This is a genomic window from Rhodoferax sp. GT1R46 (assembly GCF_056521285.1).
Genome location: NZ_JBWMBC010000002.1, coordinates 464,961 through 478,773, shown reverse-complemented (window position 1 = coordinate 478,773; position 13,813 = coordinate 464,961). Strand labels below are relative to the sequence as shown.

Sequence of the window (13,813 nt, the reverse complement as noted above, 5' to 3'; positions counted from 1 at the left end):
TCTGCGTTGCAGATTTAAGCTAGTTCAGGCGCTAGTCCGCGCCCAGTATGCGCAGAATGCTATTATTTTTATAGCAAAAATATCTTCCCCGGATTCATGATATTCAGGGGGTCCAAGGCGCGCTTGATGGTGCGCATCATGTCCACCGCGCCTGCGCCCGTCTCATCCATCAGGAAGTCCATCTTGTGCAGGCCCACGCCATGCTCACCGGTGCAGGTGCCTCCCAACTCGAGTGCTCGCTCCACCAGCTGGTGGTTGAGCCGCTCGGCCGTTTCGCGCTCGGCTGGAATGGTGGGGTCAATCAGGTAGCCCATGTGGAAGTTGCCGTCGCCCACGTGGCCGACCAGAAAGTAGGGAATGCCCGATTCCTGCGCCTCGGTCACCGAGTCCAGCAGCGCCTCGGCCAGTTTCGAAATTGGCACGCAGGTGTCGGTGGTAATGGCCCGGCAGCCCGGGCGCGACTGCACGCCGGCAAAGTAGGCGTTGTGGCGCGCGGTCCAGAGCTTGGTGCGCTCCTCAGGGGTTTTGGCCCACTCAAAGGTTTCACCGCCAAAGTCGCTGGCAATCGCCTGCACGGTGTCCACCTGCTCCTGCACGCTGGCGGGGGAGCCGTGAAACTCCATCAGCAGCATGGCGCCCTCGCGCAGGCTCAATTTGGAATGCTGGTTGACGATGCGAATGGTGTTGGCATCCAGCAACTCGCACCGTGCAATCGGTACGCCCAATTGAATGATCTGGATGGTGGTGTTGACCGCATCGGCCAGCGACGCAAATGAGCAAGTGGCCGCCATCACCGCTTCGGGCAGCGGGTAGAGCTTGACCGTGACTTCAGTGATCACGCCCAGCGTGCCTTCCGAGCCCACCATCAGGCGCGTCAGGTCGTAGCCTGCGGACGACTTTTTGGCATGTGTGCCGGTGCGAATGATTTCGCCGCTGGCTGTCACCACTTCGAGTGCCAGCACGTTTTCGCGCATGGTGCCATAACGCACGGCGTTGGTGCCGCTGGCGCGCGTGGCCGCCATGCCGCCTAAAGTCGCGTCAGCACCCGGGTCAATCGGGAAGAAAAGACCGGTCGATTTGACGGCTTCGTTGAGTTGCTTGCGTGTCACGCCGGGTTGCACCGTCACCGTCAGGTCTTCGGCGTTGATGCGCAGCACCTCGTTCATGCGGCTCACGTCCAGGCTGATGCCGCCTTGCACGGCCAGCAGGTGCCCCTCCAACGAGGTGCCCACACCAAAGGGAATCACCGGCACGCCAAAACGTGCGGCCTGCTGCACCACAAAGGCGACTTCTGCTGAACTTTGGGCGAATACCACCGCTCCGGGGGGCGGCACATCGAACGACGATTCGTCGCGCCCGTGCTGCTCGCGCACCACCAGAGCCGTCGTGCAGCGATCGCCCAGGCGGGCCTGCAGGGCCGCAACCAGTTCGGGCGGAGTCGCACGCTGGTTCACGGCAGGCAGCAAATGCAAGGGCGTCGCAAGGGTATTCATGGGGGTACTTCAACAGGGGTAATGGGCTGCAGTTTACGATAGCGCTCTTCCAATGTCCTTCCCTGGAGCACCACTATGGGCAACCGCCTGACACAAATCGCCACCCGCACCGGGGACAACGGCACCACCGGCCTGGGAGACAACACCCGGGTCTCCAAAAACAGCCTGCGCGTGCACGCCATGGGTGAGGTGGACGAGCTCAACTCCCACATCGGTGTGCTGCTGTGTGAGGACATGCCTGAGCCCGTGCGCACGCTGCTGGTGGAGATTCAGCACCAGCTGTTCAACCTGGGCGGTGAGTTGTCCATCCCCGGCTATGAGTTGCTCAAGCCGGAAGCCGTGATGGCGCTGGACGAGGCTCTGGATGCCCACAATGAACACTTGCCGCGCCTGCAGGAGTTCATCCTGCCGGCTGGTACCCGGGCCGCGTCGCAAGCCCATGTGTGCCGCACGGTTGCCCGTAGAGCCGAACGCGCGGTCGTCGCGCTGGGGAACGAAGAAGCGTTGAAGGACACGCCGCGCCAGTACCTCAATCGCCTCTCAGACCTGATGTTTGTGCTGTCCAGGGTGTTGAACCGTCACCGCACGGATGGCACGGTGGGTGACGATGTGTACTGGAAGAGCGAACGCATGGCGCAGGCTGCGGCTGAGTAATTTCCCGGGGCTTTAGATACCCTTCGTTGTGACTGCATGGTGCGGGGGTGGGCGCACCATGCACCGAACAATGTGAATTCGCTACAAAATCAATAGCTGCCTGCGCAATGAATACGGGGGCTAGAGGCCTATTTGGCTACTATCTAGGCGCCAGCATCGCCATGGTGATGCGCGAGACGCAGGTCAGCTCTCCCGCATCGTTGTGCAAGTCGATTTGCCAGACCTGGGTGGTGCGGCCAATGTGGACGGGGCGTGTGGTGCCAGTGACCCAGCCACTGGTCGTGCCGCGCAGGTGGTTGGCGTTGATGTCCAGGCCCACGGCGCGCCAGCCTTCGGGGCTGGAGTAGGCCGCACCGCAGGAGCCCAGCGTTTCGGCGAGAACCACGCTCACGCCGCCGTTGAGCAGGCCATAGGGCTGTCGGGTTCGCTCGTCCACGGGCACGCGGGCCTTGATGAAGTCGTCACCCACTTCCAGAAACTCCATTCCCAGGTGCGTGAACGCGGTGTTGGCGCTGATGCGGTTGAGTTCTTCAACCGAAATCGGTTTCTTCCAGATAGACATGTGCGTGGGCGCTTTCGTTGGGTTTTGAGTTTGTTTTCCTGAAGTTATACCTCGTTCCACCGCGCTTGATATGCGTCAAGTGAGCCGCGCGAGACCCTGCTAATCTGCACCCATGAAAGTGCATTTCAAATGGGCCGCCGGTGCGGTGCTGGTCGCAATCGTCGTCGCGGCCGTCGTGGTCAACAGCCGGCGTGGCACGCTGGTGCAGGTGGCGACCGTGGCGCAAACCGGCATCGTCCAGTCAATCGCCGCCACGGGGCGACTCAACGCCCCTGCCCGCATGGACGTGGGTGCCGACGTGACTGCCACCGTGCTGGAGGTGCGGGTTCGCGAAGGCGACCGGGTCAAGGCCGGCCACATGCTGGTGCGCTTGCAGGACGCCGAAGCCCGGGCGGCGCTCGCCCAGGCGCGTGCGGCGCTGGTCGAGACCCGGGAACGGGCGGTCCAGCAAGCCACCGTGTCAGCGCCGGTGGCCAGCCAGGCCGTGGTGCAGGCGCAGGCGGCTTTTCAGTCGGCCGACCGTGAACACCAGAGGGCACAGGACCTCGTGGCACAAGGTTTCTTTTCCCAACAAAAACTCGATGACGCCCGGCGTGCGCTCGACACCGCACGCAGCGCGCTGGAATCGGCGCGGGTGCAGGCGCAAGCCAATCAAACACGGGGGGTTGAGCCGGCATTGGCGGCCAGCCGGGTGGCGCAGGCGCAAGGTGCGGTCGACGCCGCGGCGGCACGGCTGGACCGATTGCAGATCACCAGCCCGGTGGATGCGGTGGTGCTGGCCCGTAGCGTGGAGCCCGGCAGCATGGCGCAGCCGGGGCGGGTGCTGCTGTCGCTCGCAGCCCAAGGCAACCCGCGCATTGACGCGGCGGTGGACGAAAAACACCTGAGCATGCTCACCCTGGGCATGGCTGCGCGTGCGGTGGTGGACGCGTTTCCAGGCCAGCCCTTTGATGCGAAGCTGAGCTACATTGCGCCGGTGGTGGACCCCCAGCGCGGCTCGGTGGACGTGCGCCTGGACGTGCCATCGCCCCCGGCCTTTTTGAAGCCGGACATGACGGTGTCGGTGGAGCTGATAGGCGGCAGGCGGGACAGCACACTGGTGCTGCCGTCGGCGGCCGTGCGGGATGCCGACCGCGGAGCACCGTGGGTCCTGTTGCTGCAGGAGGGTCGCGCGGTCCGCGCGCCGGTGAAGCTGGGTCTGCATGGCGTGGGTTCGGTGGAGATTGCCGAGGGTCTGAAAGCGGGGGACTTTGCCATTCTGCAGACCGAGAAAGCGCTGGCCGGCGACCGGGTGCGGCGGGGCCCCGACGCCGCCGTTGGCAAGGGGTTTGAAGTGCCTTCGTTCATTTCGCGCTGAGCCCGCTGCGCTTCGCCATGTCCTCTTCCCGCCATCGCCCCGCCGTCAGTTCCTGGGCCCGCTGGATGCCTTTTGAACTGCTTGTGGCCTTGCGCTTCCTGCGCGAAGGTCGCATGCAGAGCGCGCTGATTCTGGCCGGCGTCACCGGGGGCGTGGCCGTCATCATTTTTCTGACCCAGCTGATCAACCAGCTGCAGAGCACCATCATCGACCGGGTGATGGGCTCGCAGGCCCATGTGGTGATTCGTCCGCTGGAAGAAGTCACCCAGCGGGTGCTGGCGCCCAAGGCCGACCAGGCCGTGGCGGCAGTGGTGCAGCCGCGCGCCCAGCGCCTGCGTTCGGTTGACCAGTGGGAGAGCGTGGCCGCGCTCGCCGGGGCGACACCCGGTGTGCTGGCGGTGTCGCCTGTGGTCACCGGCCCTGCGTTTGCCGCGCGGGGCGGCAGCAGCAAAAGCGTGGCCTTGCTGGGGGTGCAGCCCGATGCCTACCGCCGCGTGGTGCGCATGGACAGTTACATGACGCGGGGGCGTTTTGAGATAACCGGCACGCGCGCCCTGATCGGCACCGATCTGGCGGCCGACCTGGGCGTCACCGTGGGCGACAAGATACGCGTTACCACCGCCAATGGACGCAGCGAAACACTGGACATCACCGGTCTGTTTGACATGGGTAACCGCGACCTCAACCGCCGCTGGGTGTTCGTCACCCTCAAGCTGGCGCAGACGCTGCTGGACCTGCCGGGGGGCGTGTCCAACATCGACCTCACGGTCAAGGACTTGTTTGGTGCCAACACCATTGCCGACACCCTGCGCGCTCAGACCAGCCTGACCGTCGACAGCTGGATGCAGACCAACTCGGGCCTGCTCAACGCGCTGGCCAACCAGACGGTGTCGAACAACCTGATTCGCAGTTTCGTGGTGGTGATCGTCGCGCTGGGCATCTCCAGTGTGCTGGTGGTCAGCGTGGTACAAAAGCAGCGCGAGATCGGCATCCTGCGGGCCATGGGCGCGGGGCGCAGGCGCATCATGGCGATCTTTTTACTGCAGGGCGGCCTGGTGGGGCTGGTGGGCTCGGTTCTGGGTTCCCTGCTGGCCTATGCCCTGCTGGTGGTGTTCTCCCATGTGTTCAAAAGCCCGGACGGCAGTGCCATGTTTGCCGCCCAGCTGGACCCCGTGCTGGTGGGGTTGGCCACCGTCGTGGCCTGTGGTGTGGGCCTGGCTGCGGCCGTGGTGCCGGCCCGCAGTGCGGCGCGCATGGACCCGGTGCAGGCGATTCGTGCATGAACCACAGTCCCATCCTGCAGCTCGACGACATTCGCAAGAGCTACAACGTAGGCACCCCGGTGGAGACCGAGGTGCTGCACGGCATCACGCTGGCACTGCAGGAGGCCGAGTTTGTCGCGCTCAAAGGGCCATCCGGCTCGGGCAAAAGCACGCTGCTCAACATCATTGGCCTGCTGGAGCCGCCCACCGCCGGCACGCTGACGATTGCGGGCAAGCAGTCCCAGTCGCTGGATGACGCAGGCCTCACCGCGCTGCGCGGCGCCACCATTGGTTTCGTGTTTCAGTTTCACCACCTGCTGCCCGCGTTTACCGCGCTGGAGAACGTGTTGCTGCCGTCCCTGATTGCGCACGGCACGGCGACTGCCGAGTCCGAGGCCATGGCGCTGGAGTTGCTGGCGCGCGTCGGCCTGCAGGGATCGGAATACAAGCGCCCCGGTGAACTCTCGGGCGGCATGCAGCAGCGCGTGGCCATTGCGCGCTCGCTGTCGCTCAAACCGCGTCTCATCCTGGCCGACGAGCCCACGGGCAACCTCGACACCGTATCGGCTGACGAGGTGTTTGGCTTGCTGCGCGAGTTCAACCGCGACCATGGCAGCGCCTGCCTCATCGTCACCCACGACCCGCGCCTGGCCGCGCGCTGCGACCGCATGATTGAGCTGGTGGACGGGCGTGTCACCTGAGTGCGCGCCCGCCAGACCCGCGCGTGTGACACTGCTACGCTCATGGCTGCAAAAAAAGCCACCCAAGAGAGCACTATGCACGAGACACTGCCGGCCCCCTACGTTCCCCAAATCCGCCTGTACCAGAACTGGTTGCGCGATACGCGGGGTCTGCACTTTGAGACCTACAACGACCTCTGGCGCTGGTCGATCACCGACCTGGATGCCTACTGGCAGAGCATCTGGGATTACTTCGGCATGCAGTCGCCCACGCCGCACACCGCGGTGCTGGCGCGCAACGCCATGCCCGGTGCGGTGTGGTTTGTGGGCGCGCAGGCCAACTACGCGCAGCAGGTGTTTCGCCATGTGGTCCCGGCCGACGCGGCGGGGTTTCAGGCCATCATCAGCCGCAATGAAAAAGGGGAACACCGCGAGCTGAGTTGGCCCGCGTTGCGCCGCCAGGTTGCCTCACTGGCGCTGCACCTGCTGGACCAGGGCGTGCAGCCCGGCGACCGGGTCGCCGCCTACCTGCCCAATATTCCTGAGGCCATGGTGGCATTTCTGGCCACGGCCAGCATCGGCGCGGTGTGGAGTATTTGCGCACCCGACATGGGCACCCACGCCGTGCTGGACCGCTTCAAACAGATTGAGCCCAAGGTACTGATTGCCTGCGACGGCGTGCGTTACGGTGGGCGTGACTTTGACCGCCTGGCCGTGGTGCAGGAGTTGGTGGACGCCCTGCCGACGGTGCAGCATGTGATCCTGCATGACAACCTGGGAACGGTCCAAGCCACCCGTGCGGCACAAAATGCTCCTGATTTCATAGCTGCTTGCGCAGATTTCACGGGAGCTACAGGCCGAAATGATAAAAATACTGTGGCGTTTGAGCCGCTCTGGCTGCCGTTTGACCACCCGCTGTGGATTGTTTATTCCAGTGGTACCACCGGTTTGCCCAAGCCCATCGTGCACGGCCACGGCGGCACAGTGCTGGTGGCGTTGGCACTCAAGACCCTGCACAACGACATTGGCTGCAGCTACGAGCCCAACAGCTGGGGTGAGCGCTTCCACTGGTACAGCTCCACCGGCTGGGTGATGTGGAATGCGCAGCTGGCCGGCTTGCTCAACGGCACCACCTGCGTGATTTTTGATGGCAACCCCGGCGGCACCAAAGATAATCCCGACTGGACCACCTTGTGGCGTTTTGCGGGTGAAACCGGCGTTACCTTCTTCGGCGCGGGCGCTGCCTTCTTTGCCAATTGCCTCAAGTCGGGCATGGATTTGTCCACCTGCGGCGACCTCTCTGCCATTCGCGCGCTGGGCACCACCGGGTCTCCCCTTTCACCGGAGGCACAGGCCTGGGGGACGGAGCAGTTTGCGCGCATCGCCCGCAGCGAAGCCCAGCGTGACATCTGGTGGTGCAACATCTCGGGTGGCACTGACTTTTGTGGTGCCTTCATTGGCGGCAACCGCGAGTTGCCGCAGGAGCCTGGTGTCATGCAATGCCGATTGCTGGGTTGTGCGGTCGAAGCATGGAACGAGCAGGGCCTGCCGGTGCTGGGTGACGTGGGCGAGCTGGTCTGCAGCCAGCCGATTCCGTCCATGCCCCTCTTCTTTTGGGGCGACCACGACAACGTGCGTTACCTGTCCAGCTACTTCAAGATGTACCCCCCCGGCCACGGTCGCAAGCCGGGCGGTGGCGACCTGGGCCCGGAAGTCGGCGGCGTCTGGCGTCACGGCGACTGGCTGCGCGTGGGCACCAAAGAAGGTGGCGGCGAAGGCTGCGTGATCTTTGGCCGCAGCGACGCCACCATCAACCGCCACGGCCTGCGCATGGGTACCAGCGAGCTCTACAGCGCAGTCGAAGTGCTGCCCGAGGTTATGGACAGCCTGGTGGTGGATCTGGAATACCTGGGGCGTGAAAGCTACATGCCGCTGTTCGTGGTGTTGCGTGCCGGCGTGGTGCTGGACGAGGCCATGAAGGCCAAACTCAACGAGGCCATCAAGGTCGCCCTGAGCCCGCGGTTCGTACCCAATGCCATCTTTCAGGTGGCAGAGATCCCGCGCACCTTGTCCGGCAAAAAACAGGAGCTGCCCATCAAGAAACTCCTGCTGGGCCAGCCGCTGGAAAAGGTGGTCAACAAGGACGCCATGGCCAACCCGGCCTGCCTGGACTGGTACGTGGCGTTTGCGCAGCAACGGCTGGTATCTGCGTACATGTAAAGCCCACGGGGTCTGTTTTCTCGCTAAAACCGTGAAAAAATGGTCAAATAGATCTTTTTGCGCTGATAAAGTAGCCCCTTTGGGAGGCTATTCCCCTAGGAAGCAATGGATCGAAAGAGATTTCCCGTCGTTGAACCCGCACCGGATATAGATCTGGATGAGGCATCGATTGCGGAAAAGGTCTTGGCCGAGCGCACGCGGGTGTTTCACAACCGCTCGGTAACGGGGGCACTGCTTTCGCCGTTGGCCATACTGCTGCTCGGGTGGATTCAGGTCAACGTGGCGGGTTGGGGGAATGCGGCCATCTGGGTGGGTCTGGCAACTGCCATCGAACTCACTATTGCCGGGATTGGCTACCGGTATCGGCTCAGCGTATTCCGACACGAAGATGCGCGCCAATGGGCCAGAGCCCAGATAAGTGCCGCGGGCTTCGCCGGTCTGGTGTGGGGTTTCTCTTTGTGGTTCCTCTGGGCCGACGGGCGGCTGGATCTTTACCTTGCCGGCCTGACGATTCTGGTCAGCGTGGCCGGTATCAGCCTGGTGACCATGTCGCCGTTTCGCAGTGCGTCGGTCTTGTTTTCCTGTGGAATTTTTCTGCCGCCTCTGGTGCAATTGGCGCTGGTCAACAACCCGATTGGTGGCTATGTTGCAGTGGGATTGGTCGGGCTGCTGGTAGTTCAGATCGGGTATGCGCGGCAGCTGGAGCAGGAGTTGTTTCGCGAGCTCGACAACTCGGTGCGCAACGCAGCTCTGGTCAAACTGCTGTCACAGGCGCGGGGCAGTCTGCATAAAACCAATGCCAAGGTCACGGCCCGCAACGCGGAGCTTCAATTGGCGCTGGGTCGACTCAATGAGATGGTCACCCAGGACCAGCTGACGGGTGCCTACAGCCGCCGGTTCATCTTCGCTCAGCTGGAACGGCAAGTCTCCATCAAGGTGCGCCACGGCGCTCCTGTGTGCATCATCATGTTTGACCTCGACCATTTCAAATCGATCAATGATCGGCATGGGCACCCGGTAGGCGACAGGGCCCTGCAGGAGGTATCGCGCGCGGTGGCCGCCCAGTTGCGCGACGGCGACATGCTGGCCCGTATTGGGGGTGAGGAGTTCTTGGTGCTGCTGCCGATGACGCCCCGGGATTCCGCCACTCTGCTGGCCGAGCGCCTGCGTGTGACACTTTCGTCCACGTTCGTTTCAGAAGGCGGCGACCACATCTATCTGCCAGCCTCCTTTGGGGTGGCCGAACTGGGCCGCGGAGAAGATGTGGGCGCCTGGTTTCGGCGCGTAGACGCCGCGCTCTACCAGGCCAAGGCACAGGGCCGCAATGCCATGGTGACCAGTTGTAATCCGGGTTGACCCAACTCGCGATCGTCCCCTACACTGGGGCACACTTATTGGATTGAACTTATGACCGTTTTCAAACGCCTTGTTGCCTCTGCCCTGATTGTTTCCTGCACTGCCATGGGCCTGCCCCTGACGGCCCAGGCGGGTATCGTATCCACCGACGAGGTGCTGTCTTCCGCGGCCCAAACCTCCAGCCGCGAACGTGTCACCACCTTTTTGAGCCGTGCCGATGTGCGCCAGACCCTGCAGGACCAGGGCGTGAATGGCGATGCCGCGCTGGAACGCGTCAATGCCATGTCGGACACCGAGGTCGCGCAGCTGGCTGGCCGTATCGACCAGGCCCCTGCAGGCGGCGATATTCTGGGTGTCCTGTTCACCATCTTCATCGTGTTGTTGGTGACCGATATTCTCGGTCTGACCAAAGTCTTCCCGTTCACCCGATCGGTTCGATGAGTCGCTTCTGGCGCCGTCTTGCTGCCCCCGCCCTGGCGGGGGTTTTTGTTTGTGCGGCGCTCGTGGTGTCAGGCTGCGCCACGCAACAGGTGGGCGCGCTGTCCCAGCAATGGCCTGCGGACCTGCCGAACCATGCCGAGGTGGAAAACGTACCCTTCTTTCCGCAGGAAGATTACGAGTGTGGCCCGGCCTCCCTGGCCATGGTCCTGCAAACTGCGGGCGTGCGGGTTTTGCCGGACCAGCTGGTGGACCAGGTCTATGTGCCAGGGCGCAAAGGCTCTTTACAGGTCGAGATGCTGGTGGCCATCCGCCGTCAGGGCTTGCCGGCTTATCCCCTGGCGCCAACCGTGGAAGCCGTGTTGCGCGAAGTGGCAGCGGGCAACCCGGTGCTGGTGTTTCAGAACCTTTCCTTTCCGGTCTATCCGGTGTGGCACTACGCTGTGGTGACCGGTTTTGACCGGGACCGCAACCTGCTGATGCTGCACTCCGGGCGAACGCCCCGTCTGGAGATGTCACTGTTTGCGTTTGAGCGCACCTGGGCACGGGGTGACTACTGGGCCGCCGTGGCTCTGTCACCCTCACGGCTGCCCGCAACGGCACAGCCCGAACCGTTTGCGCGGGCTGTGGCCGCGCTTGAACGCATCAACCCGGCCGCTGCCCGGACCGCCTACGCAACGGCTCTCCAGAAGTGGCCGGACCAACCCGTTCTGATGCTGGGCGCGGGTAACACCGCCTATGCGGCGGGTGATCTGAATGCAGCGGTTGCGGCCTACCGTGGCACTGTGCAAGTGCATCCGGATTTTGCAGATAGCTGGAACAATCTGGCGCAAGTGCTGCTGGAGCAGGGCAAGCGCAAAGAGGCTGCAGAGGCCATTTCAAAAGCAATAGCGCTGGGCGGCAACCGCTTGCCGGCCTACCAGGCGCTTCAATTGCGGATAGACGGTCAGTAGCCGGGCAAGGGTATATCCGGATGCGCAGATTTTTTCTGGCACGAAACTCGCATGCACATCTACAATAACTTGACCAATCGGTTAGCTTTTTAATTCATGAATTCCGCCCTAGCGAATACCCCTCCAAGCGCCACAAAGCCCGCTACCCTCCCTTCCTCTGGATCACCCGGGGCGCGGCTTGCGGTGGAGGTTCGCAACGCCAGTGTGATTTACCAGACCGCAGACACGCCGGTGCAGGCACTGAGCAATATCGACCTGCAAATCGGCGAAGGCGAGTTCGTATCGCTCATCGGCCCGTCCGGCTGTGGCAAGACCACGCTGCTGCGCGTGATTGCCGATCTGGAGCAAATCAGTGATGGCGCTGTGCTCGTCAATGGCGTGAGCCCGCACGCGGCCCGCATGGCCCGCTCCTATGGCTATGTGTTTCAGGCTCCCGCCTTGTTTCCGTGGCGTACGGTGTTGGGCAATGTGATGCTGCCGTTGCAGATTCAGGGGCGTGGGGCCGCGCAGAGCCGCTCCATTGCCCTGGAGCAGTTGGCTCGCGTGGGCTTGACGGGCTTTGAGGGCAAATACCCGTGGCAACTCTCGGGTGGCATGCAGCAGCGGGTGTCGATTGCGCGTGCACTGGCGTTCGAGCCCCGCATTCTGATGATGGACGAGCCCTTCGGCGCGCTCGATGAAATTACCCGTGACCGGCTCAACGAGCAGCTGCAGCAGCTGTGGCAGCGCGAGCGCCGCACGGTGGTGTTTGTGACGCACTCCATTGCCGAAGCCGTGTACCTGTCCACACGCATTGTGGTGATGTCGCCGCGCCCCGGTCGCATTGTCAAAGTGATTGAATCCCCGTTGCCCGATGAGCGGCATTTGGGCTTGCGTGACACGCAGGCTTTCATGGATGTGGCGCACGCGGTGCGCGAGGCGCTTGCCGATGGCCACCACGCGTAAACCGGTGCGGACTTTACGCGCTTCCCGTTTCTGGGAGCAGGCGCTGCCTGTGGCGGTCATGTTGTTGGCGGTGCTGTTGCTCTGGTACGCGGGGGCCTGGGCCATGAACGCCCCCGGTGCCATTGAACGCGTTCTCGACCCGCTGGACAAACCCTGGAACTGGCAAGACCTCTTTGCGGCCACGATGAACATGGAACGCCCGGTGTTGCCGGCGCCGCACCAGATTGCGCTGGACTTCTGGTCCAGCCTTGTGGACTGGCCGGTTGATTCTCCCCGCAACCTGCTCTACCACGTGGCCGTGACGGGCGAGACCACCCTGGTGGGCTTCGTGCTGGGAACGATGCTGGGCTTGTTGTTGTCGGTGTTGATCGTGCACTCCCGCACGCTGGACCGCGCTTTGCTGCCCTGGATTGTGGCGTCGCAAACCGTGCCGGTGCTGGCCATTGCTCCCATCGTGCTGGTGATTCTGGGCAGTCTGGGTTTGTCGGGCCTTGCGCCCAAGGCCGTGATTGCCATGTACCTCAGTTTTTTCCCGGTCACGGTGGCCATGGTGCAGGGCTTGCGTTCACCTCAGGTCATTGAGACCGAGATGATGCACACCTACGCCGCATCACGCTGGCAGTCGCTGTGGATGCTGCGTTTGCCAGCCGCGCTGCCGTTTCTGTTTCCTGCATTGCGGGTGGGTATTGCTGCCAGTCTGGTGGGGGCCATGGTGGCCGAGCTGCCGACCGGTGCCACAGCGGGTCTGGGTGCGCGTCTATTGACCGGCTCGTACTACGGCAACACCCTGGCGATCTGGTCTGCACTGGTGATGTCGGCGCTGCTGGGCCTGGTGCTGACCACCCTGGTGGCGGCTGTGGAGCGCGTAGTGTTGCGCCACCGGAGGCAGCCATGAAGCCCTCTTCCTCTCCCTCATTGGGGCAGTCCAGCACCACAACGTTGATGGCCGTCGTTGTGTCGGCTGTCGCCGCCGGCTTGTTGTTGCTGCATCCCGCGGCTCAAGGCGATAGCCCGCCAACTGCGCTGTTTTGGCTGCTGATCGGGGCGCTGGCGGGAGCCGCCTTGTGGACCATTCGGCGTGTCGCGGCGATCCAGAGTCCGCGTTTTGACGGGGTGCTCACCGCCGGCCTTTTTGGTTTGTGGGTGCTGTACTTCTGGCAGGTGCTGGTGGTGGCGTTTGAAGTGCCCCGTGTGCTGTTGCCGGCACCCACCCTGATCGCGCAGTCCCTGCTGGAGAACTACCCCAAGCTGTGGGGCGACTTCACCCAGACGGTGCTGAAAGCCGTGGTGGTTGGCTGGGTGCTGGGCAGTGGCCTGGGTTTTCTGGTTGCCATCGCCATTGACCGCTTGCCCTTTCTGCAACGTGGCCTGCTGCCGCTGGCATCGCTGACCAGCACCGTGCCGCTGGTGGCCGTAGCGCCTATTGCGGTGATGTGGTTTGGCTTTGAGTGGCCATCCAAAGCGGCGGTGGTGGTGCTGATGACCTTCTTCCCGATGCTGGTGTCCACGCTGGCAGGCCTGCAGGCCTCGGGCAAGCTGGAGCGTGAGCTGATGCACAGCTATGCAGCCAGCTACAGCCGCACACTATGGTCGCTGCGCCTGCCAGCGGCCACGCCCTTCATGTTTGGCGCGCTCAAGGTCAATGCCACGCTGGCGTTGATTGGCGCCATCGTGGCCGAGTTTTTTGGCTCACCCACCGTGGGGCTGGGGTTCCGCATTTCCACCGAAGCCGCTCGCATGAATATGTCGCTGGTATGGGGCGCGATTGTGGTGGCTGCGGTCACCGGGTCGCTGGCCTATGCCTTGTTGGTGCAGCTGGAGCGCCGCGCGGCGTTTTGGCATCCGTCGGTGCGTGGCAAGTAGTGCCCCGCAGTTTTGTTCTTTCCTCAACCT

Annotated in this window: 13 protein-coding genes; 11 read left to right on the top strand and 2 right to left on the bottom strand. The window is 63.4% G+C overall.

Annotation, left to right across the window (positions count from 1 at the left end; translation table 11 throughout):
* Window positions 1-68: 68 nt before the first annotated feature.
* Window positions 69-1,493: an FAD-binding oxidoreductase gene (locus AC097W_RS07655; protein WP_479601893.1), complete on the bottom strand. Its 1,425-nt coding sequence runs from the start codon at window positions 1,491-1,493 to the stop codon at window positions 69-71.
* A gap of 75 nt (window positions 1,494-1,568) precedes the next feature.
* Between AC097W_RS07655 and AC097W_RS07650 the strand changes: the two genes are divergently transcribed.
* Window positions 1,569-2,147 carry a cob(I)yrinic acid a,c-diamide adenosyltransferase gene (locus AC097W_RS07650; protein WP_479601892.1) on the top strand — a complete coding sequence of 193 codons (579 nt, stop codon included), beginning with the start codon at window positions 1,569-1,571 and terminating at the stop codon, window positions 2,145-2,147.
* Between the two features lie 139 nt (window positions 2,148-2,286).
* On the opposite strand, the gene AC097W_RS07645 is transcribed toward AC097W_RS07650, so the two are convergent.
* The gene (locus AC097W_RS07645; protein WP_479601891.1) at window positions 2,287-2,709 is read right to left on the bottom strand and encodes a hotdog fold thioesterase; all 423 of its coding nucleotides are present in this window, start codon (window positions 2,707-2,709) and stop codon (window positions 2,287-2,289) included.
* A 112-nt stretch (window positions 2,710-2,821) separates the two neighbouring features.
* Between AC097W_RS07645 and AC097W_RS07640 the strand changes: the two genes are divergently transcribed.
* The 10 genes from AC097W_RS07640 (at window position 2,822) to AC097W_RS07595 (ending at window position 13,783) form a co-directional block, all read left to right on the top strand.
* Complete coding sequence (locus tag AC097W_RS07640; protein WP_479601890.1) at window positions 2,822-4,066, top strand: efflux RND transporter periplasmic adaptor subunit; 1,245 nt, start codon at window positions 2,822-2,824, stop codon at window positions 4,064-4,066.
* A gap of 17 nt (window positions 4,067-4,083) precedes the next feature.
* Complete coding sequence (locus tag AC097W_RS07635; protein WP_479601889.1) at window positions 4,084-5,349, top strand: ABC transporter permease; 1,266 nt, start codon at window positions 4,084-4,086, stop codon at window positions 5,347-5,349.
* Complete coding sequence (locus tag AC097W_RS07630) at window positions 5,346-6,029, top strand: ABC transporter ATP-binding protein (RefSeq protein ID WP_479601888.1); 684 nt, start codon at window positions 5,346-5,348, stop codon at window positions 6,027-6,029. The genes AC097W_RS07635 and AC097W_RS07630 overlap by 4 nt, the downstream gene beginning before the upstream one ends.
* 75 nt (window positions 6,030-6,104) lie before the next feature.
* Window positions 6,105-8,228, top strand: coding sequence for an acetoacetate--CoA ligase (locus AC097W_RS07625; protein ID WP_479601887.1), 2,124 nt, complete (start codon window positions 6,105-6,107; stop codon window positions 8,226-8,228).
* A 105-nt stretch (window positions 8,229-8,333) separates the two neighbouring features.
* On the top strand, window positions 8,334-9,584 hold the full coding sequence (locus tag AC097W_RS07620; protein WP_479601886.1) for a GGDEF domain-containing protein: 1,251 nt from the start codon (window positions 8,334-8,336) through the stop codon (window positions 9,582-9,584).
* Between the two features lie 51 nt (window positions 9,585-9,635).
* On the top strand, window positions 9,636-10,025 hold the full coding sequence (locus tag AC097W_RS07615) for a PA2779 family protein (protein ID WP_479601885.1): 390 nt from the start codon (window positions 9,636-9,638) through the stop codon (window positions 10,023-10,025).
* Window positions 10,022-10,975: a PA2778 family cysteine peptidase gene (locus tag AC097W_RS07610; protein WP_479601884.1), complete on the top strand. Its 954-nt coding sequence runs from the start codon at window positions 10,022-10,024 to the stop codon at window positions 10,973-10,975. The genes AC097W_RS07615 and AC097W_RS07610 overlap by 4 nt, the downstream gene beginning before the upstream one ends.
* A 96-nt stretch (window positions 10,976-11,071) precedes the next feature.
* Window positions 11,072-11,920 (top strand): ABC transporter ATP-binding protein, encoded by an 849-nt coding sequence (locus tag AC097W_RS07605; protein ID WP_479601883.1) that lies wholly within the window; start codon window positions 11,072-11,074, stop codon window positions 11,918-11,920.
* On the top strand, window positions 11,904-12,815 hold the full coding sequence (locus AC097W_RS07600) for an ABC transporter permease (RefSeq protein ID WP_479601882.1): 912 nt from the start codon (window positions 11,904-11,906) through the stop codon (window positions 12,813-12,815). Before AC097W_RS07605 ends, AC097W_RS07600 begins: the two co-directional genes overlap by 17 nt.
* Window positions 12,812-13,783: an ABC transporter permease gene (locus AC097W_RS07595; RefSeq protein ID WP_479601881.1), complete on the top strand. Its 972-nt coding sequence runs from the start codon at window positions 12,812-12,814 to the stop codon at window positions 13,781-13,783. Before AC097W_RS07600 ends, AC097W_RS07595 begins: the two co-directional genes overlap by 4 nt.
* Window positions 13,784-13,813 lie beyond the last annotated feature (30 nt).